This window comes from Nocardia jiangxiensis NBRC 101359 (assembly GCF_000308615.1).
Lineage (GTDB): Bacteria > Actinomycetota > Actinomycetes > Mycobacteriales > Mycobacteriaceae > Nocardia > Nocardia jiangxiensis.
In genome coordinates, this window is sequence record NZ_BAGB01000153.1 from 18,123 (window position 1) to 38,489 (window position 20,367).

Annotated in this window: 20 protein-coding genes; all 20 read left to right on the forward strand. The window is 62.3% G+C overall.

Features of this window, described 5'->3' with window-relative positions; genetic code table 11:
• Position 1 precedes the first annotated feature (1 nt).
• Positions 2-787: an enoyl-CoA hydratase/isomerase family protein gene (locus ON40_RS36375; protein WP_051194115.1), complete on the forward strand. Its 786-nt coding sequence runs from the start codon at positions 2-4 to the stop codon at positions 785-787.
• Position 788: 1 nt separating this feature from the next.
• Positions 789-1,559 carry an enoyl-CoA hydratase/isomerase family protein gene (locus ON40_RS48725; RefSeq protein WP_051194116.1) on the forward strand — a complete coding sequence of 257 codons (771 nt, stop codon included), beginning with the start codon at positions 789-791 and terminating at the stop codon, positions 1,557-1,559.
• A gap of 3 nt (positions 1,560-1,562) precedes the next feature.
• Positions 1,563-2,774, forward strand: a complete 1,212-nt coding sequence (locus ON40_RS36385) for a CaiB/BaiF CoA transferase family protein (RefSeq protein WP_063713158.1) — start codon at positions 1,563-1,565, stop codon at positions 2,772-2,774.
• Positions 2,775-2,838: 64 nt separating this feature from the next.
• Positions 2,839-4,788, forward strand: a complete 1,950-nt coding sequence (locus ON40_RS36390; RefSeq protein ID WP_063713159.1) for a flavin-containing monooxygenase — start codon at positions 2,839-2,841, stop codon at positions 4,786-4,788.
• Positions 4,785-5,204, forward strand: coding sequence for a VOC family protein (locus tag ON40_RS36395; protein ID WP_051194118.1), 420 nt, complete (start codon positions 4,785-4,787; stop codon positions 5,202-5,204). Before ON40_RS36390 ends, ON40_RS36395 begins: the two co-directional genes overlap by 4 nt.
• Before the next feature lie 10 nt (positions 5,205-5,214).
• The gene (locus ON40_RS36400; protein ID WP_040829887.1) at positions 5,215-5,445 is read left to right on the forward strand and encodes a ferredoxin; all 231 of its coding nucleotides are present in this window, start codon (positions 5,215-5,217) and stop codon (positions 5,443-5,445) included.
• Positions 5,442-6,665, forward strand: a complete 1,224-nt coding sequence (locus ON40_RS36405; protein WP_051194119.1) for an NAD(P)/FAD-dependent oxidoreductase — start codon at positions 5,442-5,444, stop codon at positions 6,663-6,665. The genes ON40_RS36400 and ON40_RS36405 overlap by 4 nt, the downstream gene beginning before the upstream one ends.
• A gap of 8 nt (positions 6,666-6,673) precedes the next feature.
• The gene (locus ON40_RS36410) at positions 6,674-7,900 is read left to right on the forward strand and encodes a cytochrome P450 (protein WP_083896170.1); all 1,227 of its coding nucleotides are present in this window, start codon (positions 6,674-6,676) and stop codon (positions 7,898-7,900) included.
• 24 nt (positions 7,901-7,924) lie between these two features.
• Complete coding sequence (locus tag ON40_RS36415; protein WP_040829888.1) at positions 7,925-8,947, forward strand: alcohol dehydrogenase catalytic domain-containing protein; 1,023 nt, start codon at positions 7,925-7,927, stop codon at positions 8,945-8,947.
• A gap of 64 nt (positions 8,948-9,011) precedes the next feature.
• Entirely contained in the window at positions 9,012-10,229 is a 1,218-nt protein-coding gene (locus ON40_RS36420) for a cytochrome P450 (protein ID WP_051194121.1), read from the forward strand.
• The gene (locus ON40_RS36425) at positions 10,226-11,326 is read left to right on the forward strand and encodes a zinc-binding dehydrogenase (protein ID WP_040829889.1); all 1,101 of its coding nucleotides are present in this window, start codon (positions 10,226-10,228) and stop codon (positions 11,324-11,326) included. Before ON40_RS36420 ends, ON40_RS36425 begins: the two co-directional genes overlap by 4 nt.
• Before the next feature lie 80 nt (positions 11,327-11,406).
• On the forward strand, positions 11,407-12,825 hold the full coding sequence (locus ON40_RS36430) for an aldehyde dehydrogenase (protein WP_245568149.1): 1,419 nt from the start codon (positions 11,407-11,409) through the stop codon (positions 12,823-12,825).
• A 23-nt stretch (positions 12,826-12,848) separates the two neighbouring features.
• Positions 12,849-14,060: an LLM class flavin-dependent oxidoreductase gene (locus tag ON40_RS36435; RefSeq protein WP_040829891.1), complete on the forward strand. Its 1,212-nt coding sequence runs from the start codon at positions 12,849-12,851 to the stop codon at positions 14,058-14,060.
• 36 nt (positions 14,061-14,096) lie between these two features.
• Entirely contained in the window at positions 14,097-14,849 is a 753-nt protein-coding gene (locus tag ON40_RS48730; RefSeq protein ID WP_051194122.1) for an enoyl-CoA hydratase/isomerase family protein, read from the forward strand.
• Positions 14,846-15,340 carry a flavin reductase family protein gene (locus ON40_RS36445; protein WP_040829892.1) on the forward strand — a complete coding sequence of 165 codons (495 nt, stop codon included), beginning with the start codon at positions 14,846-14,848 and terminating at the stop codon, positions 15,338-15,340. The genes ON40_RS48730 and ON40_RS36445 overlap by 4 nt, the downstream gene beginning before the upstream one ends.
• Before the next feature lie 9 nt (positions 15,341-15,349).
• Positions 15,350-16,474: a 3,4-dihydroxy-2-butanone-4-phosphate synthase gene (locus ON40_RS36450; protein ID WP_040829912.1), complete on the forward strand. Its 1,125-nt coding sequence runs from the start codon at positions 15,350-15,352 to the stop codon at positions 16,472-16,474.
• On the forward strand, positions 16,471-18,336 hold the full coding sequence (locus ON40_RS36455) for a 2-oxoacid:acceptor oxidoreductase subunit alpha (protein ID WP_040829893.1): 1,866 nt from the start codon (positions 16,471-16,473) through the stop codon (positions 18,334-18,336). Before ON40_RS36450 ends, ON40_RS36455 begins: the two co-directional genes overlap by 4 nt.
• 39 nt (positions 18,337-18,375) lie before the next feature.
• Positions 18,376-19,404, forward strand: coding sequence for a 2-oxoacid:ferredoxin oxidoreductase subunit beta (locus ON40_RS36460; RefSeq protein ID WP_218008923.1), 1,029 nt, complete (start codon positions 18,376-18,378; stop codon positions 19,402-19,404).
• A complete protein-coding gene (gene fdxA, locus ON40_RS36465) occupies positions 19,401-19,736 on the forward strand; it encodes a ferredoxin (RefSeq protein WP_040829895.1) in 336 nt (111 codons plus the stop codon). The genes ON40_RS36460 and fdxA overlap by 4 nt, the downstream gene beginning before the upstream one ends.
• The coding region (locus tag ON40_RS36470) for an AMP-binding protein (protein WP_245568150.1) at positions 19,720-20,367 on the forward strand (648 nt) is incomplete at its 3' end. The genes fdxA and ON40_RS36470, both read left to right, overlap by 17 nt.

Sequence of the window (20,367 nt, forward strand, 5' to 3'; positions counted from 1 at the left end):
GATGACCGACACTTCCACGACCGAATCCATGGTTCACATCGACGAAGGCGAGGTCGGCATCGTCACCTTGTCCCGGCCGCCGGTGAACGCGATGAGCACGGGTTTGCGGGCGGAACTCACCGATGCCCTCAACTCGCTGGTGGCCGGCAACTCCAGCGTCATAGTCATCAGGGGTTCGGGCAAGGGGTTCTGCGCTGGGGCCGATGTCAAAGAGTTTCACGGCCGCCAGGGTGATGCGGCCCGCACCATGAGCTCGCTGAGTCAGGGCACCCGATTCTGGGATGCGGTCTACGACGTTCAGGTACCGGTCGTCGCCGCGATGCACGGGTTCGCGGTCGGTGCGGGCCTGGTGATGGCTTCGCTCTGTGACTTCCGCCTCGCCTCGGCCGAATGCAGGTTCTCGATGCCAGAGATCGCGGTAGGTATCTCGGTCGCCGGGGGTGGCGCGCAGTTGCGCCGACTCGGGCTGCGCGAGGGATTCCTGCGTGATCTGTTGCTCAACGGCGAAACCATAGATGCCGCAACGGCATTGCGCGAAGGCTTGGTTGACCGAGTCCTGCCCGAGGAGGACTTCGAGGAGGCGGCCTTGGCCTGGGCGAAGAGGTTGGCACGCCATGGCCGACCTGCGCTGCAGGCGATGAAGGCCGCCATCAATCTCACCGAATCGGCTCCGGACTGGCGGGCGGGCAATGCCCTCACTCGGAGCCTCAGCGTTGGGTTCGTCGAGTCCTATTCGCGGCGCGCAGCAAGCGCCGGTGAGGTTCACAACGAACGGAAGCACGGCTGAAATGGCTGGTGTCAGGGTAGAAGACAACGATGGCGCGCGCTGGATTCGATTCGACCGTCCCGAGAAGCGCAATGCACTGCGGATCGAGGATGTGGAGTCCATTCGCGCAGCGGTGAATCAAGCTCCGGGCGAAGGATGTTCGAGCATCGTTTTCACCGGCGGAGTTCGTGACTTTTCCGCCGGCGCAGATGTTTCCGGCTTCCGGGCCACGCCTGCGGACTCTGCGTTGGATGTATCCGGCGATAGCCCCGGCCAGCGGATGCTGCAAGAGGTTCGGACGTGTCAGCTTCCAACGATCGCGGCTATCGAGGGCTACTGCGTGGGCTTGGCGATGGATCTGACGGCGGTGTGTGACATCCGAGTTGCCTCTCGCTCAGCGCGTTTCAGCATGCCCGAGGTGAAGATCGGTCTTCCGGTCATCGGCGAGGCCAGCCTGTTCGAACGGTACATCGGTCTGACCCGAGCCAAGGAGATGTTGCTCACGGGGCGCTGGTATTCCGCCGAGCAGATGGCCGATTGGGGGTACCTCAACCAGCTCACCGACATCGGGGAAGCAGAAAAGACTGCGCAGCCCTACGTCGATGAGTTTCGCAGACTTCCCGCGCGCACATTGGCGGCTCAGAAACGCATCTTCGAGGCTTGGCTGCAGTTGCCGCAGCGTGAGGCGTCCCGCGTGAGCATCCTCGAATACGCGGTCACCACGGCGCATCCGGAGACCCGTCGGTGGGTCGAGCAGTACAAGACCACTCGGTCCAACGGAAGCAAGGCGTAGATCATGAATGAAGACGCGGAGACCACAGCCAGTTTCGGGCCACTGAGTGGTGTGAAGGTTCTGGACTTCAGCCGTGTGGTTGCGGGCCCGTTGTGTGGCTTGTATCTGGCGGATCTCGGGGCCGATGTCATCAAGATCGAGGCGCCCGGAGGCGACGAGAATCGGCGCTGGGAGCCCTCGTTCGATGGATCCAGTGCGGGGTTCGTGTACATGAATCGCGGCAAGCGGGGCATGACGCTGAACCTGAAATCCCCAGCGGGGCAGAACATCTTGGCTGATCTCGTGGCGGCCGCCGACGTCGTGATCGACAGCTACCTGCCGTCCGACGCGGAGGTTCTCGGCCTGACCCACGACGCGCTGGTGGCCATGAATCCCGAGATCGTGCACGTCTCGGTGACCGCTTACGGTGGGCAGGGCCCGATGCGCAACAATCCTGGCTACGATCTGCTCTTGCAGGCGTTCTCGGGAATCATGCAGACCACCGGGGAGGCCGACGGACCGCCATTGCGGGCGGGTGCGTCGGTTGTGGATATCTCCACGGGCATGCTGGCCTTCGGCTACACACTCAGCGCGCTCTACGCTCGGGCCACCGGTCGGGCGACCGGGGAGCACGTCCAGGTCTCGTTGCTGCAGAGTGGTATGGCGCTCGTGAGCACCCATATCGCCAATCTCGCGATAGGCGGAGCGGAGCCCAAGCGCCAGGGGTCCGGGCTGTGGTCACTGGTGCCATATCAGGCGTTCGAGGCGGCCGACGGCTGGATCCTCATCGGGGTGACGAACGACGATGCCTGGGTCCGGTTCTGTGCCGCAATGGAACTCACGGATCTGGCCGCCAATGAAGAGTACGCACATGCCCGGGGCCGCATTGAGCATCGTGCCGAGGTGGTGAGCAGGATCCAGGAAGTCGTCGCGAACTCCACGATCGCCGAGTTGATCAAGGTGCTCGAACCGGCACGGATTCCGGTATCGCCGATCAACACGATCCGTGAGGTTGTTCAGCACGAACAGGTGCTCGCCTCCGGGATCATGGTCCCCCTGGGCGGGGCCGAAGACCGGGATATCCAGGTCGTCGGGCGTCCGGTCCGATTCGCGAATCCCTACGATCAACCCTCCGTGCCTGCGCCGCGCTTGGGGGAGCACACCACGGAAATTCTCGCCGACTTGGGATATTCGGCGGACAAGATCAGCGAGCTGGTCGATCAGGGCGCGCTCTGAACTGCGGCGGAACTAGTCGAACACAAGCGCCCCGGGCACGATAGATGGAACTTGGAGCAAAGAAATGACCCAAACCAAGACCGCACCGATGGTCGGCGAGGACGAACTACGCGCCGCTGTCGAAACGGCCAATATTCCGATCCTGCTGATGGTGTTGGTTCAACTGACAGGCGATGTGACCTGGCTGGATGAGCCGTATGCACCCAGCCGGACGATCGGCATGGACGACAACGACGACGGCGGCTTGTCCGCCGAGCTGCAGCACGAGATTCGCGCGGCGGCGGCCGATGCGATCGTGACCTGGTCTCGGGACGGAAAAATCGCGCTCGAGAGCCCGAACGAGGATCTGCTGGTCCGAATGCTCGGCGTCTCGATGGGGGAGCCCATTCCAGCCGAATCGGGCCCACGGATCGCCGCGTCGCTGCGGACCGCGTTGAACCCGGAAGACAGCAGATATGTCCCGATCGAAACGCCATGCGCATATCAGGTGCTAATCGTCGGCGCCGGGTTCTCCGGGGTCGCTATGGCCGCCCGACTGGCCGAGGCCGAGGTGCCATTCCTGGTACTGGAGAAGGCCGAGGACGTCGGTGGCGTATGGTGGTCGAACCGCTATCCCGGTGCAGGCGTGGATACGCCGAGCTATTTGTATTCGCTGTCATTCGCACCGCATCCGTGGAAGCATTACTATGCTGGCCGTACCGAGGTTCAAGAATACATTCGCACGATTGTGGATGATCGCGATCTTTCTCCGCATATTCGCCTGGGCGCGGAGGTGGAGCAGGCCACCTTCGATGAGGAGAATTCGCGCTGGGTCGTGCGTGTCCGCGATGCACAGAACCACGTCTACGAAGTGCAATCCGACATCCTGGTGAGCGGGGTCGGGCTGTTCAATCCGCCGGTCATCCCCGACCTGCCGGGTTTGTCGGACTTCGCCGGTGACGTCTTCCATACCGCGGAATGGCCCGGCACCGTGGATATAAGCGGCAAACGGGTTGGAGTCGTCGGCAACGGTGCGAGCGCGATGCAGACTGTTCCCTCGATCGCACCGGAGACCGAATCAGTAACGGTATTCCAACGGTCACCGCAGTGGATCGCACCCTTCCCCAAATTCAAGAAAGAGATCCCCGAACCCATCGCCCTTCTGCTCCGTGAAGTCCCGTTGTATCGGGCATGGTTCCGAGAGCGACAGGGCTGGATATTCGGTGATAGAAGCTATCCGGCGATACACAAGGACGCCGATTGGCCGCATCCGGAACGCTCGCTGAACAGGCAGAACGACTCGCACCGGAGGTTCTTCGAGCGCTACCTGCGCGATAAACTCAACGGCCGTGACGACCTGATCGCGAAGTGTCTGCCAGGTTTTCCTCCATTCGCCAAGCGCATGCTGCTCGACAACGGCTGGTTCGACTCACTGCGCCGGAAGAATGTCACGCTCGAAACATCCGGCATCGCCGAGGTCCTACCGACAGGCGTGGTCACCACAGCAGGCAAGAAGTACGAGCTGGATACGCTCGTATTCGCAACTGGATTCGGCGCGACTCGTTTCATCTCGACCTTCGATGTCATCGGGCGCAACGGTGTGACACTGCGCGACGCATGGGATGATGATGACGCACGAGCCTACCTCGGACTGACGGTTCCGGGATTCCCGAATTTCTTCATGCTGTACGGCCCGAACATCAATGGCGGTGGCGGCAGCGTGCTCGGCCATCTCGAAGCGCAGATTCACTACATCATCGAGCTGCTACGAAAGATGACGGCCGCTGGTATCGGTGCCGTCGATATCAAAGATGAAGTTTACGACGAGTACAACCGCACCGTCTCGGACAAGCATGAAAACCTGATCTACACGCATCCGGGTGTGAATACCTACTATCGGAACTCTCGTGGACGTGTGGTCGTGCAGAATGCTTTCAACAATGCACAGTACTGGCAGCTCACGCGGAACCCGAGACTTTCCGATTTCGTCACGATCTCCGGCGCGGATGATACTAACGAGGCGGAAGCCTCATGATCGGACGCATCGAACTGCGAAAGTCAGCGATAGACCTCGCAATCGTCACAGCGATGCCAGAACGCATGACATGGTTCTATCGCGACGTCCTCGGATTGGAGGACCTTGGTGTGGCGGCTACACGATCGACCCCCGGAGGCTCGGTTCGGCGTCTGCTCTGCGGAAACAGCGTTATAAAACTGATCAGCTACGCGGACGATCCGCCCCTGCGTGCACCGCAGGGTAACGTCACCGATGCGACAGGATTCCGGTACCTGACCATTTTCGTCGGAAATCTGCTCGAAGTGGTCGGCGCATGTGAAAGAGCGGACATCCGCGTGGTCACGCCGGTGAAGGAAGTTTCCACCGGTGTCCGGATCGCCATTGTCGAGGATCCTGAAGGCAACCTGGTCGAGTTTCTCGAAGGCCGGGGATGAAGGAGTTGCGATGAAGATCGCTATTGATCTGATGAAGTGCCAGAACCATGCCCAGTGCACCTACTCCGCGCCGGAAATTTTCACTCTGGACGCCAGCGGGCATTTGGCATTCCGGGCCGGCGCAACCCGCGAATATCGCTCGGGTGAAATCGATGAGGCGCAGCATGAAGGCGTCGAGGAGGCGATCGATATGTGCCCTGCACAGGCGATCCGCTGGCTCGAGGACGGAGGTCCCCGATGACCGCGGCCAGGCTCCACGCGGACAATCGTGCTGTTGTCGTCGGTGCGTCGCTGGCCGGTTTGCGGGCGGCGGAGTCGTTGCGTAAGAACGGTTTCAGTGGCGAGATCGTGATCGTCGGTGCGGAACGGCACATGCCGTACAACCGGCCCCCGCTGTCGAAAGCGCCGCTGGACGAGCCGGTCGAGCCGGAATGGCTGAAGCCGAATCGTGCTGTTGCGGAGGCGAACTGGCGACTCGGAGCGCGAGTTGTCGCGAGCGATCTCGACCGTGGATCGGTGACCCTCGACTCCGGTGAGACCCTGAGCTGGGATGGCCTGGTGATCGCGACCGGTCTGCGGCCCCGCACACTCGACCTGGCCGGCCCGACGGCGGGGCGCTACGTATTGCGAAGCGTCGATCACGCGAACCAGTTGCGGAAAGCTCTGATCGGCGCGCGGCGCCTGGTTGTTGTGGGCGCTGGATTCGTCGGTTGCGAGATCGCCGCGCTGGCCGCCTCGGCGGGGATGTCGGTGCACGTTGTGGCACCCGAATCGGTGGCGCTCGAGCGCCCGCTGGGCGAATTCGCGGGGGCCGAGATACAGCGTCGTCTCGAGGAACTGGGCGTCACATTTCATATGCGCGCTCTACCGGTTCGATACGAGGGCGGTGCGGCGGTCGACGAGGTCGTGCTGTCGAACTTGGATCGGTTGCCCGCGGATGTCGTCGTCGAAGCTGTCGGCAGCGTGCCCGACTGTGCATGGCTCGGCGGCAATGGCCTGGACCTGTCCGACGGGGTGCTGTGTAACGACTTCATGCAGGTACCGGGTCGGCCGGGAGTTGTGGTCTGCGGCGACGTCGCTCGATTTCCCCATCGCGCATACGACGACGTGCCGCGCCGGGTAGAGCACTGGTCCACCGCAGTCGACACTGCACGCAAGGCGGGGGCTGTCCTCGCCGGTCATCTGACCGGTACGTGTGAGCCGACCGACGCGTTCACGTCGTTGCCATCGTTCTGGAGCCATCTGTCGGCTATTCGGATCCAGTCGTTCGGTATGCCCAGCCTGGGCATGGGAGACGTGCGCGTGCTCGAAGGCTCTTTGACCAACGAATCAGCCATCGGATACTTCCGAGACAACGAACTGGTCGGTGTCGTACTCGTCGGTATGGCTACCAGATATATGCACTACCGACGGGAGGCCGAGCTGGCCGGCGCCAGACTCGGCAGGCGTCAGGAACGGTGAGGATCGCCATGAACCTTGAAGAATTCCCTGCGAGCGACCCCGAATTCTGGAGTCATCCCGAGCAATTCCTGGAACATTCTCGCGCCACGTGCCCTGTGACGAAGTTACCCGGCGATGCCGGCTACATCATGACCCGCTATGACGACGTCCGGGCAGCATCCGTGCGGGTCAAGGAATTCTCCAGTAACCGACCGGGGTTCGGTCAGGACGATCCGGAACTCGCGGCGATCGCCGCCCAGGGCCTGCCCGAGGTCGCGACGATCACCACGAACGATCCTCCGGTCCACACCCGGTATCGAAAGCTCGTGAACAAGGCGTTCACCCCGGAGGTCGTGGAGGGGCTGGAGCCCAAGATCCGGCGCTTGGCCGATGACGTCTTCGACAGTGTCGCCGCCACGGGTGAGATGGATTTCGTCGGCGACTTCGCGGAGGTGCTACCGACGATGGTCATGTCGGACGCGCTGGGAATCCCGTATTCGATGCGGCAAACCTTTCGCACCTGGTCCGACAACATCGTCGACATGATCGCCGCCGATATGGTGCTGACACCGGAGCGCCGCCGTGAGTGCCGCCGCTCGTATGTGGAGTTCCAGCATTATTTCGCCGACCTGATCGAGGAGCGACGTGACGAGCCGAGCGACGACATGATCAGTCAGCTGGTCGGTGCGCGTCTCAACGGTGAACGGTCCCTGGACGTTCCGGAGCTGCTGGACATCATCCGCATCCTGCTCGTCGCCGGCAACGACACCACGACGAATCTGCTGGGCGGCGGGCTGCTGGCATTGCTGGACAATCCGGATCAGCTCGCCGCGGTGCAAGCCGACCGGATGTTGATTCCGCAGATGATCGAAGAAGCGTTGCGGTATGTTTCGCCGGCGCGCTGGACCATACGGGTCGTCGCCGACAGCGGCGTGGAGGTTGCTGGATGTCCGATTCCGGCAGGTGAAATCGCTCGTCTGGCCTGGGGCTCGGCCAATCGCGACGAGACACGGTTTCCAGATGCGGACAAGTTCGATATATTCCGTGATTCTTCGGCTCACATGGCATTCGGCCATGGCGTCCACTTCTGCATCGGCAAAGATCTGGCTCGGTCGGAGGCGAGGATCGCGTTCGAGGCCCTGTTCGACCACTTCGGCGATTTCGAGTTGACTGTTCCGCGCGCGGAGTTGCAACCCCTGCCGGTGCCTGGAATCAATCGCCTCAACAAACTACCTATTCGCTTCCGGGTGAAGTGATTTCAGCATTACGAAGGAATTGACATGCGTGCCTACAAAGTTCTCGCCCCAGGGCGTGGCGAAATGGTCGACATCGAGCGGCCGCAGCCCGGCCCCAGTGAAGTGTTGCTGCGGGTGGCCGCCACAGGCGTGTGTCACAGCGATGTCTTCATCCGCGACGCGATCCCGGCATTGAAGATGAGCCTGCCAGTCACGCTCGGGCATGAAGTGGTCGGCGTGATCGAGGAGCTGGGCGTCGGCGTCTCCGGGTGGACGCCCGGTCAGCAGGCCGCCGCGTATGTCATGCGTGGTTGCGGGTCGTGCGCGCCGTGTCGCCGCGGGCTCGACAACTTCTGCCATGTCGGATATCTGGGACTGGGCACCCATTTCGATGGCGGGATGGCCGAGTTCATGGCTATCCCGGCGGACGCCATCGCCGACGCGAGCGGTCTTGATCCCATTGCGGCAGCACCACTCACGGACGCGGGACTAACTGCCCTGCACACAGTGAACAGCATCGATCGCGGGCGCCCGGATCCGGAACGGATCATGATCATCGGTATCGGTGGTCTGGGCCATTTGGCGCTCCAGATCGCTACATACCGGTTCCATGCCGAAATCATCGCTGTCGACAGAGACCCGAAGGCGCTCGAGCTGGCCCGAAAACTGGGCGCCGACTCCACGGTTCTGGCGCGGGGTAGCGAAGCTGCCGAGATTCTGGCCTGGGCAGGCGGCCGGGAGATCGATGTTGTACTGGACTTCGTCGGCAGCGATTCGACCTTGGCGCTGGCAGCGGCAGTCACCAACCGCGGCGCACAGATCCTCGTCGCGGGCCTCGGTGGCGGAAGCGTTCCGTTCCAAGCAGTCTCGGTGTCGACGGTTGCTCCAGAGGTTTCGCTGTTGCGTGTCTCCGCAGGATCGCGGCATGAGCTGGCCGAAGCACTCGACCTCGGCCGGGCCGGAGTGATGCATGCCGAAACCGTCGTCTACCCACTCGAACAGGCGGGTCGGGCCATCGACGACATCAATGAAGGCAAGGTCATCGGACGCGCAGTCCTGGTGCCTTGAGCAGGCGAGTCCGGTCGCCGCCGTCGCAGAACACCCCGCATGGAGAACATCAAGGAGGAGTCCCATGCAGATCAACCTTTTGGACCCGCACGCATATGCGAACGGCCAGCCCATCGACCAGATGATGTGGCTACAGGAGCACGATCCGGTGCATTGGCATCCTGAGCCGGGAGACGGTCCAGGATTCTGGGCGCTGACCCGGTATGCGGATGCCAAAGCAGTGCACTCGAATCCGAAGGTCTTCTCGTCGCAGCCGACAATCACCGTCCAGGAAACCTTCACGCTCGGAGACGAGAGCCACTTTCACTTGATCGCCAGCGATGCTCCGCGACACACACAGCACCGGCGATTCCTGGGGGAGGAGCTCGCGGCCGGGGAAGTGCGCAAACGTACCGAGCAGGTCCGGGACATCGTGCGTGAGGTGATCGACGATGTGATCGAAAAGGGTGAATGCGATCTGGTGTGGGACCTCGCCGGGAATCTCGCTGCCTACGCCGCAGCGGACATCATCGGCATTCCGCGCCATGAAGGAGTGGCGCTGTACGAGCTGGCCGACCGGATCGCCAACTCCGAGAGCACCATCGACGGCGACGGACTCCAAGCGGCGACCGACCTGTTCCAGCACGCCGCATCCGTGCGCTCCGATCGGATGAGGTGTCCTCGGAACGATTGGGCCACCAGGGTTGCCGAGGGCGGTCTGGACGGATTCCAGACCGACGAGATGCAGTTCTTCATCGACTTCATGATGATCTTCGGTGGGGCGGTCGACACCTCCCGAAATGTGCTTGCTGGCGGTATGGATGCTTTGTTCCGCGACCCCGGGCAGTGGGCCGCCTTGGTCGCTGATCCGGGGCTCGTTCCGTCAGCGGTCGAAGAGATGATCCGCTGGGTCACACCGATCGTCTACCAACGGCGTACCGTCACCGAGGACACCGAAATCGGCGGTAAGACGATACGAACGGGTCAGAAGGTTGCCTCCTTCCTTGCGGCGGCCAACCGCGATCCCGCCGTGTTCGATGATGCTCTGCGATTCGACATCTACCGGCGGCCCAACCACCACATCGCATTCGGCTTCGGACCGCATTTCTGCCTCGGCTCGCACCTGGCTCGGCTCGAGCTGAATCTGATGCTGGCCGAGATGGTCCGGCGCCTGCCCGACATCAGGCCCACAGCTCCCACAGTGTGGTCGCGGGAGGGCGACGCCGACCGGCAGGTCGCCCCGATCATCATCGGGCCCCAGTCCATGCCGGTCTGCTTCGGTCCCGGAAAGGCGTTGTCATGAAAGCGGCTCTGTTGCATGACTTCACGGGTGAATGGCATGTCGAGAGCATCGATATCGACGAGCCGGTCGGTGATGAGGTCCGCATCGAAGTCCGGGCCAGCGGACTGTGCCACTCCGATCTGCTGACCGCCACCGTCGACCGCGGACTCACGCTGCCGGTGCTGTGCGGTCACGAGGTAGCGGGAGTCGTGACAGCGGTCGGTCCCGCAGTGCGCACGGTGGCCGTAGGCGATCACGTCACGACATGTATGGCCGGCTCGTGTGAGATCTGCGCCTTGTGCCTGTCCGGGCGACCTTGGCTCTGCGCTGCCCGGACGGAAGGAACCCACGTACTGGAGCGCCCCGCCGGAGCTCGCCCGCGGCTTCAGCTAGGCGATACCCCGGTCACCGCGGTGGCCGCTATCGGTGGGTTCGCGGAGGAAGTTCTGGTTCCCGAGCGTTCAGTGGTCGGAATCGACGCTGCGATGCCGTTCGATGTCGCCTCGATCCTGGGCTGTGCCGTCATCACCGGGATCGGCGCGGCAACCAACAGTGCGCGAATCAAGCCGGGGGACACCGTCGCCGTGATCGGTTGTGGAGGAGTCGGACTCAACGTCGTTCAAGGCGCCAGACTGCGCGGTGCTGCCCGGATCGTTGCCGTCGATCTCAGTGCGGGCCGACTGGCACGTGCGGCAGAATTCGGCGCCACCGATCTGGTGAACGCCGGCGAGGGCGCCACCGTCGACCAACTGAAGCAGATGCTGCCGTCGGGAGTGGACCACGCTTTCGAGGTCGTGGGCACTGGCAGGACTTTGCAGGATGCGGTGTATGCACTCGCGCCGGGCGGCACCGCCTACATCATCGGTGCCGCATCGGCCCCGGTTGATTTGTCGTGGATCACTGCCCAAGAGCTGCTCGGCGGTGCGAAATCGATCGTAGGAGTGTACGGCGGATCCGCACGGTTCAAACACGACATCCCCCGGTACGTGCAGATGTACCGACACGGAGTCATCCAACTCGATCCATTGATCTCGGACCGGATCACGTTGAACCAGATCAGTGCAACCTATCGCAATCACGACCGAAACGATTCGGCCAGAGCCGTTCTCACGTTCTGAGAAGAGAGTGCCACATGTCCTCCACCCCAAGTGCATCGCCAAGACACCACAGCGACGGGTTCTATATCGGCGGGAGATGGGTGCGGCCATCCACCGACCGCAGGATCGAAGTCATCGACTCGATCACCGAAGAGGTCTTCCTGACCGTAGCCGAGGCGCAGGCAGCCGACATGGACGCCGCGATCACCGCCGCGCGGGAAGCGTTCGATCAGGGACCCTGGCCCCGAATGACCCACGCCGCACGCGCGGCCTACCTGACCGCATTCGGCCTGGGCCTCGAGAAGCGAGCGGCCGATATCTGCGGTATCTGGCCGCACGAATCGGGTGTGCTGCGCACTCATGCCCAGGCGATGGTGGACGCTGCGGTCAGCGGATTCAATGAGTACGCGGCCCTCGGCGACGAATTCCCCTTCGAGGAACCGGTGACACCAGCCGCTGGCGAATTCGGCCTGCTGATCCGGGAACCCGTGGGAGTTGTCGGCGCGATCATCCCCTGGAACGGCCCGATCGGCCTGATCGTGCACAAGGTCGCCCCGGCGCTCCTGGCCGGCTGCACCGTCGTGCTCAAGTCGGCTCCGGAAGCACCGGTCGAAGGCAATATCGTCGCTGAGATCGCCGCGGAGATCGGTCTTCCTCCTGGAGTCCTGAATGTCGTTGCCGCCGAGCGGGAAGTCTCCGAACTTCTGGTCCGCGATCCACGCGTCGACAAAATCACCTTCACCGGATCCACTGCTGCGGGCCGGCGAATCGCGTCGCTCTGCGGCGACCGAATCGCCCGCTACACCCTCGAACTCGGAGGTAAATCGGCTGCTGTAATTCTCGATGATTACGACGTCGGCTCGGCCGCAGAGACGATCGCTGGAATGGAATGCCTAGTGTCCGGTCAGGTCTGCTCCTCACTGACCCGGATTGTGGTCACCCGGAGTCGGCACGACCAGATGCTGGAAGCACTGGCGAGCGCGTTCGCATCGGTCCGCGTGGGCGACCCGTTCGACCCGGAATCCGGCATGGGGCCATTGGTTTCCAGCCGGCAACGCGACCGGGTCGAGGGATACATCGCGGCCGGAATCGCGGAGGGAGCCATCCTTGCCACCGGCGGGCGACGACCCGCGCACCTGGATCGCGGTTTCTACGTCGAGCCGACCGTATTCGGCAATGTCGACAACTCCTCACGCATTGCGCAAGAGGAGATTTTCGGTCCGGTTCTCGCCGTTATCGCGGCGGAGGACGAGGCCGATGCGGTCAGGATGGCCAACGACACAATCTACGGACTCAATGCCTCGGTATTCACCGACGACGTGGATCGCGCATATGCCGTTGCGCGACAACTGCGTTCGGGCACGGTCGGCCACAACTCGTTCCAATCCGACTTCACGATCGGATTCGGCGGGTTCAAGCAATCGGGGATCGGCCGGGAAGGTGGTCCCGAGGGCTTACGCGCCTTCACCGAGGCGAAGGCGGTGATCTTGAACTCTGCCCCGCTTCGGTATCAAAGCTAACGAGATTACGAAAAGAGAAGCCCATGGAGATCCAATCCCACAATACTGCCCCCGCTGGACTGCGATTCGGCCTGTTCATGCCGCCCTATCACAACCCGCGGAGAAATCCTACCGCATGCATCGAGCAGGACCTGCGTCATGTCGAGGAACTCGATCGCTTCGGCTATCACGAGGTGTGGTTCGGTGAGCATCACAGCGGCGGATACGAGACGATCCCGTCACCGGAGATAATGATTGCCGCCGCGGCTCAGCGCACCAATCGCATCGACTTGTGTAGCGGTGTCATCTCGCTGCCATACCATCACCCGCTGATGGTGGCGGATAGAATTGTTTTTCTGGATCATTTGACGCGCGGCAGAGTGCGGATCGGCGTAGGCCCGGGAGCGCTGGTCGCCGATTCTCAAATGATGGGCATGGACTACAACATGCTACGGCCACGTATGGAGGAATCGCTCGACGCCATCATCGAGTTGCTCGCCGAAAACGGTGGGGTGTCGCGAAAGACCGAGTGGTTCACGTTGGATGACGCGCGGTTGCAGTTCGCCAGCTACACCAGGCCTCGGGTGCGGATGGCGGTCGCCGCAGCACTGTCGCCGTCCGGGCCGCGCCTGGCCGGCAAGTATGGACTCGGCCTGTTGTCGATCGGCGGTACCGCGGAGCAATCGGTCGAAACATTGCGCTCCACATGGGACATCATGACCACCGAGGCCGACAAGCATGGACAGCGCGTGGAACGAAGCCAGTGGGCCGTCGTCGGCAATATGTTCGTCGCTGACACCGATGAGGAGGCGCTCGAGGCGACTCGGTACGGCCTCAAAGAATTCATGGATTACAGGCACGTGGTAACGCCGATGAAGATGATCGCTCCGGGTGAACAGGTGTCGCACGAGGAGTTGGTGCGCCGGGTGAACGAGTCCGGCTACGGCTGCATCGGTGGACCGGAGCGAGCGATTAAATATATCCAGCGCATCATCGATTTGACCGGAGGATTCGGTACCTTTCTGCTCACCGGCCACGACTGGGGTAACGCCCGCGCGACATCGCACATGTACGAGCTCGTTGCCGACAAGGTCTTCCCCGCCTTCACCGACGGTAGTTCGGCCCTGATGAATTCCTATCTGTGGACAAAAGAGCGCCGGGACGGTTTCCGCCAGCGCTTCGACGCCGGCATCGAAAAGGCCAAGAGTGATTACGTAGCGCAAAACGGCGCGAACGCTACCGCATCGCAGAAGTAGCACCAGCGGCACTCGATTTTGTAGTTGGGAACAAAAATGACTTTCATCAAAGAAAAATCAGGATCTGTTGCCCTGATCACCATCGACCGCCCGGAGAAGAAGAACGCTCTGACACTGCCGGCGATCACTGAGCTGGCGGACCTGGTACGGGGCGTTGCCGACGATCCCGATATAAAAGGACTGGTGCTGACAGGGAATGGGGCATTCTGCTCCGGAGCGGACCTCAGATCGATCGTCGCCAAAGGCAAAGAAGAACCTGGATCGCTCCAGCAGACGATCGAGGAGATCCCACAACAGCTCATTCGAGCCCTGCTGGATCTTCCGTTCCCGACCGTGGCGGCGCTGGATGGCCCGGCGATCGGAATGGGTATGGATATAGCTCTTGCCTGCGATTGCAGACTGATCTCCGACAAGGGCTGGATGATGCAGGGATGGGGTCGAGTGGGACTTATTCCCGGCACCGGCGGCGAACTGCTGCTGCGGCGCTACAACCCGGCCATTCTGTGGCGAGTGCTGCACGATCAGAAAAAGATCGATGGGCGGCAAGCCGAAGCCTGGGGAATCGGGGAAGTCGTGGAAAGCGGCGCAGTGGAGGCAGCGGTATCCCGGTTGGAGAAACTTGCCACGATGCCCGATGCCGCGCTTTCGACTTACGTGTCGTTCTCGCGAAGCTGGCTGAAAGAGGAACTCGACCGGCATCTGACGCAGTGTGCGCAGGCACAAGTGGCGCTGCTGTCCGACCCGAGTTTCGAATCGCGGGTCGAGACCGTCGTCGGAGGTCGGAGATGATCCGGATGGACCCCGTGAGCATGGATCCGGTGGTGCTCCGGCAGGCATTCAGCTGCTTTCCGTCGGGCGTAACGGCCGTGTGCGCGATGATCGGTGACACTCCCGTGGGTATGGCGGCGAGCTCCTTCACGTCGGTTTCTGTTGACCCGCCGCTGGTTTCGGTATGCGTGCAGGACACCTCGGCTACCTGGCCACGACTTCGGAGTTTGCCGCGGTTGGGGCTGAGCGTGCTGGCCGAGGAGCATGACACCGCATGTCTGACTCTGTCCAAGAAGGTCGGCGACCGGTTCGACGGAGTGGAGTGGGAACGCAGCGCAAGTGGAGCCGTATTCGTACACAGCTCCGCTGTCTGGCTGGAGTGCTCGCTTTACCGCGAACTGCCTGCTGGTGACCACGGAATCGCGCTACTCGAAATCGACGCGTTGCGGGCGGACCCCGACACACCGCCACTTGTCTTTCACCGCAGCCGATTTCGTCGGCTCGCCAGCTGAGGAGTGACCATGGCCGACATCGGCAATGCGGGGGCTAATGAACGGGTGCACCGCGCGACGTCGGCCCTGGCCGCAGGATCAGCGGTGGTGGTTCTCGACGATATCGGCGGCGAGGATGAAGGCGAACTGGTCTTCGCCGCCGAATTCGCAACTCCGAAGCTGCTGGCATTCAGCGTCGAGCACACATCGGGCTTCGTATGTGTCGCACTGACTTCCGAGGACTGCCACCGGCTCGAGTTGCCGCCGATGGCTCAGCATGATCGCGACGGGCGCAACACCGCCTATCGAGTGACTGTCGACCGGATCGGCAGCGGGACGGGCATTTCTTCGATCGATCGCGCGCACACTGTCGCAGCGCTGGCTGCTGAGGGATCGCGCCCTGGCGATTTCAGCCGACCCGGCCACGTCATCCCGTTGCGCTCCCGTGACGGCGGGATCCTGCGACATCCCGGGCGCACCGAGGCCGCGGTCGACCTGGCTCGTCTCGCCGGCCTACGCCCGGCCGCGGCGATGTCGGAAATCGTCTCGACTCTACGGCCCAGCGAAATGGCGCGCGGGGCGGAAGTAGCGGATTTCGCGCACATGCATGGTTTGCGGATGGTGTGCATCTCCGATCTGATCCGCTATCGGCGGAACACGGAGCCACAAGTTGAACGTGTCGTGGCCACCACCCTGCCCACACGATGGGGCCGACTGCGAGCAATCGGATTCCGCGGAATCTACGACGGCACCGACCATGTGGCTCTCATAACCGGTGATGTGACCGATTCGAGAGCGCCATCGCCGATCCCGGTGCACGTGCACACCGAATGCCTGACCGGCGACGTGTTCGGTTCCTCGGAATGTGAATGCGCAGTGGCACTGGAGGAAGCCATGAGAGTGGTAATGGAGCAGGAGCGCGGGGTGGTTGTCTATGTTCGCGCCGCCGATTCGCCGAATGCGTGCGGCCTCCTGACTTCTGCCACGAACACGATCACGACAGTCGGCTCTGCAGAGGTGGCTGCCGCCATACTTGCCGATCTCGGGGTTCACACCGTACAACCGGTGGGGCCAACGCAGGGGCTGCGTGAGATTTTGCTCGAACGACTGGAGGGGGCTCCGGTCGATACCGAACGTCGAAGGAAACAAACATGAACGCTCCCGCCCGCGCCTCAAAGGCGTTGAATCGTGTGGTCATCCGGTTCGCCGGAGACTCGGGAGACGGTATGCAACTGGCTGGTGACCGTTTCACCTCCGAGGCTGCCGCCTTCGGAAATGATCTGGCCACCATGCCCAACTTCCCGGCAGAGATTCGGGCTCCACAAGGAACCATTCCCGGCGTCTCATCGTTTCAGATTCACTTTGCGGACTACGACATCCTGACCCCGGGTGATCGGCCGGATGTCCTCGTCGCGATGAATCCCGCAGCGCTGAAATCAAATCTGGGAGAATTGGCGCTGGGCGGAATTCTGATTGTGAATGCGGACGAATTCGTGAAGCGGAATCTCACCAAGGCTGGTTACGCGAGCAACCCTTTGGATGACCCTGCTCTCGCTGAAACGTACCAGCTGCATCGCGTCGCGATGAGCACACTAACGCAGGAAGCGCTGGCCCACACCGGTCTGGGGAAGAAGGATGCGCTGCGTTGCAAGAACATGTTCGCCCTCGGGCTGTTGTCCTGGATGTACCACCGCCCGACCGACGGTACCGAGCGCTTTCTGAAAGAGAAGTTCGCTGCTCATCCGCAGGTTGCCGACGCTAACATTCTGGCGTTCCGCACCGGTTGGAACTACGGCGAAACTACCGAATCCTTCGCGGCCACATACGAAGTCGCACCGGCAACCCTCCCTCCAGGACGTTATCGGCAGATCACGGGAAACACCGCCCTGGCGTACGGGATCGTCGTTTCCGGTGTGCGTTCGGGGCTGACAGTTCTGCTCGGAGGCTATCCGATCACCCCTGCTTCGGACATCTTGCATGAGGTCAGTAAGCACAAGAATTTCGGCGTACTCACATTTCAAGCCGAGGACGAGATCGCCGGTATCGGTGCGGCATTGGGACATGCGTTCGGCGGCGGGCTCGGGGTGACGACGACCTCCGGACCCGGGATCGCGCTGAAGTCCGAGACGATCGGACTGGCGGTGATGACCGAACTGCCGTTGATCATCATCGATGTGCAACGCGGTGGGCCTTCGACCGGACTACCGACCAAGACCGAACAGGCCGACCTGCTCCAGGCGATGTTCGGACGTAACGGCGAATGTCCGGTTCCCATTCTTGCACCGAGATCGCCAGCGGACTGTTTCGAGACCATGTTGGAAGCGAGCCGAATCGCTCTGACTTATCGCACACCGGTGTTCGTCCTCTCCGATGGTGCTATCGCGAATGGTTCCGAGCCGTGGCGTGTCCCGGCCGTCGCCTCTTTGCCGGAGTTGACCGTTCGATTCGCCACAGCACCAAATGCCACCGATGGTTCCGGAAACTTCTGGCCCTACCGCCGTGACCCTGAAACGCTCGCGCGCGACTGGGCGATACCGGGCACGCCTGGACTGACGCACCGCATCGGTGGCCTGGAGAAAGCAGATGGCACGGGCAACATCTCGTACGATCCCGAAAACCACGAACACATGGTCCGCGTTCGCCAGGCCAAGGTCGATGGCATCGAAGTTCCGGACCTCAAAGTCGACGATCCATCCGGGTGCGCAAAGGTTCTCGTTCTCGGATGGGGTTCGTCCTACGGTCCCATCGGAGCGGCCGTCCGGCGGATCAGGGCGGCGGGATTGCATGTCGCACAGGCACATGTGCGGAATCTCAATCCGTTTCCCGCGAATCTCGGCCGACTGCTCGCCGGCTATGAGCGAGTGGTAGTCCCCGAACTCAATCTCGGCCAGTTGGCGATGCTGCTGCGCGCCCGCTATCTGGTCGACGTGAAGTCGTACACCAAGGTCGCCGGGCTGCCCTTCAAAGCCGAGGAACTCGAAAGAGTTCTCATGAACCACATTTCAGGAGGAGAGTAGTTGACTACCGTCGAACTCGGGCTGCCGGAACTCGGTGGCATGGATCTTGTCCCGCGCACCGAGCTGCCGGACAGGCCCGCAGGTTTCAAGTCGGACCAGGAGGTTCGCTGGTGTCCCGGCTGTGGTGACTACGCCGTACTGAACGCAGTCCAGTCCTTCCTCCCGACTCTGGGATTGCAGCGCGAGAACATCGTCTTCATTTCCGGCATCGGTTGTTCGTCGCGATTCCCGTACTACCTCGAGACATATGGCATGCACTCGATCCACGGTCGGGCGCCAGCGATCGCAACCGGGCTGGCCATCGGCCGACCCGACCTGTCGATCTGGGTCGTCACGGGGGACGGCGATGCATTGTCGATCGGTGGCAACCATCTGATCCATGCCTTGCGCCGCAATGTGAACATCAAGATCTTGCTGTTCAACAATCGGATCTATGGCCTCACCAAGGGGCAGTATTCACCGACATCCGAGGTGGGCAAGGTCACGAAGTCGACCCCGTTGGGCTCATTGGACAATCCACTGAACCCGGTCTCGCTGGCACTCGGAGCAGAAGCGACTTTCGTCGGGCGCGCCATGGACTCCGATAGAAAGGGGCTCACCGAGGTTCTGACCGCGGCCGCACAGCATCGCGGCGCGGCACTGGTCGAGATCTATCAGAATTGCCCGATCTTCAACGACGGTGCATTCGATGCGTTGAAAGACGTCGGATCCGCCCCGCAGCACCTGATTCAGCTCCGGGCGGGCGAGCCGATCATCTTCGGTCCCGAGCGGAAGTTCGCGGTGGTGCGGGACGAGGTCACCGGCGGGCTCACCGTGGGGCGCGGCGATCAGGTCGACCGCAGCCGGATCGTTGTACACGACCCCACTCGGCCGGACCCTTCTCAGGCCTTCGCGCTGTCGCGCATTTCCGGCGGCTCGGCTGAATACGCCGTCACCGGCGTCATTCGCAATGTCGTAGCCCCGGCATACGACGATGCGGTACGTCATCAGGCCGCTGAAGCAACCACTCGAATGCCGACCGACCTCGAAGCTCTCATCACCGGAAAAGAAACCTGGACAGTGAAATGACCTATGTGATTACCGATGCATGCGTTGACCTGAAGGATCGCGCGTGTGTGGAGGAATGTCCCGTGGATTGTATCTACGAGGGTGCACGCATGCTGTACATCAACCCTGACGAATGCGTCGACTGTGGTGCCTGCGAACCGGTTTGCCCCGTCGAGGCCATTTACCACGAGGATGATCTGCCGGATGACCGAACCGAGTACGTGTCGGTCAACCTCGAGTTCTTTGCAGGACTGGGGTCCCCCGGCGGCGCGAAATCGGTTGGTGCACAGTCATTCGACGCAGCAGTCGTCGAGGCACTACCCATCCGGGTGACGAGTGAGAGCGAACACTGAGGTGGTCAGCTCTGAGCAGGCAGAGAAGGGCTTTGCGCCGGCCGCGGAGTTCGCCGCTGTGGCCAATGCCGATGCGTCCCTGTACGATCGGTCCGCCTCGGACCGTGATGGGTTCTGGACCGAGCAGGCGCACCGGCTGCACTGGCACGAACCCTTCAGTCGTGTCCTGGACTGGGACGACGCTCCGGTCGCCCGCTGGTTCGGCGACGGCAAACTCAACGTCGCCTACAACTGCGTGGACCGACACGTCGCCGACGGCCACGGTGACCAGATCGCCATTCACTGGGTCGGTGAACCCGGCGATACTCGCGACATCACCTACCGTCAGTTGCTGATCGAAGTATCCAGGGCCGCAAATTATTTCACCGAACTCGGGTTGGTGGCCGGTGATCGGGTGGCGATCTATCTGCCGATAATCCCGGAGGCGATCGTCGCGATGCTGGCCTGCGCCCGGTTGGGGCTGGTGCACTCGGTGGTATTCGCGGGGTTCTCGGCGGGTGCGCTGCGGCAGCGGATCGAGGATGCGCAGGCCCGGCTAGTGGTCACGGCGGACGGGCAGTGGCGGCGAGGGAAACCGGCCGCATTGAAGGAGTCGGTGAACGAAGCCCTTGCGGGGCAGCAGGATTCGACT

Coding starts and splice junctions, on each gene's coding strand:
- ON40_RS36460 (WP_218008923.1), top strand. CDS start 18,376: ATGGATCTTGTCCCGCGCACCGAGCTGCCGGACAGGCCCGCAGGTTTC.
- ON40_RS36390 (WP_063713159.1), top strand. CDS start 2,839: ATGACCCAAACCAAGACCGCACCGATGGTCGGCGAGGACGAACTACGC.
- ON40_RS36410 (WP_083896170.1), top strand. CDS start 6,674: ATGAACCTTGAAGAATTCCCTGCGAGCGACCCCGAATTCTGGAGTCAT.
- ON40_RS36405 (WP_051194119.1), top strand. CDS start 5,442: ATGACCGCGGCCAGGCTCCACGCGGACAATCGTGCTGTTGTCGTCGGT.
- ON40_RS48725 (WP_051194116.1), top strand. CDS start 789: ATGGCTGGTGTCAGGGTAGAAGACAACGATGGCGCGCGCTGGATTCGA.
- ON40_RS36450 (WP_040829912.1), top strand. CDS start 15,350: ATGGCCGACATCGGCAATGCGGGGGCTAATGAACGGGTGCACCGCGCG.
- ON40_RS36435 (WP_040829891.1), top strand. CDS start 12,849: ATGGAGATCCAATCCCACAATACTGCCCCCGCTGGACTGCGATTCGGC.
- ON40_RS36455 (WP_040829893.1), top strand. CDS start 16,471: ATGAACGCTCCCGCCCGCGCCTCAAAGGCGTTGAATCGTGTGGTCATC.
- fdxA (WP_040829895.1), top strand. CDS start 19,401: ATGACCTATGTGATTACCGATGCATGCGTTGACCTGAAGGATCGCGCG.
- ON40_RS36395 (WP_051194118.1), top strand. CDS start 4,785: ATGATCGGACGCATCGAACTGCGAAAGTCAGCGATAGACCTCGCAATC.
- ON40_RS36420 (WP_051194121.1), top strand. CDS start 9,012: ATGCAGATCAACCTTTTGGACCCGCACGCATATGCGAACGGCCAGCCC.
- ON40_RS48730 (WP_051194122.1), top strand. CDS start 14,097: ATGACTTTCATCAAAGAAAAATCAGGATCTGTTGCCCTGATCACCATC.
- ON40_RS36445 (WP_040829892.1), top strand. CDS start 14,846: ATGATCCGGATGGACCCCGTGAGCATGGATCCGGTGGTGCTCCGGCAG.
- ON40_RS36425 (WP_040829889.1), top strand. CDS start 10,226: ATGAAAGCGGCTCTGTTGCATGACTTCACGGGTGAATGGCATGTCGAG.
- ON40_RS36400 (WP_040829887.1), top strand. CDS start 5,215: ATGAAGATCGCTATTGATCTGATGAAGTGCCAGAACCATGCCCAGTGC.
- ON40_RS36385 (WP_063713158.1), top strand. CDS start 1,563: ATGAATGAAGACGCGGAGACCACAGCCAGTTTCGGGCCACTGAGTGGT.
- ON40_RS36415 (WP_040829888.1), top strand. CDS start 7,925: ATGCGTGCCTACAAAGTTCTCGCCCCAGGGCGTGGCGAAATGGTCGAC.
- ON40_RS36375 (WP_051194115.1), top strand. CDS start 2: ATGACCGACACTTCCACGACCGAATCCATGGTTCACATCGACGAAGGC.